Here is a 239-nt window from a genome sequence, read left to right as displayed (position 1 = left end):
CAGCTCTTCGATGCGACGGGCGGTTTCCTCGTTGCGGCTATGGACCCCCATGGTCAGGCCGAAACCGGTGGCGTTGATCGCCTGCACGACCTTTTCCAGGTCCTGCGCGGCATAACGCACCACGTGCAGCACCGGGCCGAAGTTCTCTTTCTTCAGCTCGTCGATGCCGCTGATCTCGAACGCGACGGGAGCGACGAAGTGACCGTTCAGGTTGCCCGGCACCTTGGTCTCGGCGATCA

The 239-nt window shown here is 62.8% G+C and carries 1 protein-coding gene; it reads right to left on the bottom strand.

Translation table 11 applies throughout. The features are described 5' to 3' along the window. Positions 1–239 (bottom strand): aldehyde dehydrogenase family protein (locus HJG58_RS18770; RefSeq protein ID WP_170249814.1); only part of this gene is annotated, 239 nt, incomplete at both ends.

The organism is Acinetobacter geminorum (genome assembly GCF_013009345.1).
Lineage (GTDB): Bacteria > Pseudomonadota > Gammaproteobacteria > Pseudomonadales > Moraxellaceae > Acinetobacter > Acinetobacter geminorum.
Note: the sequence above shows the minus strand (reverse complement) of the source record. Positions and strands in the feature narration are given on the sequence as shown.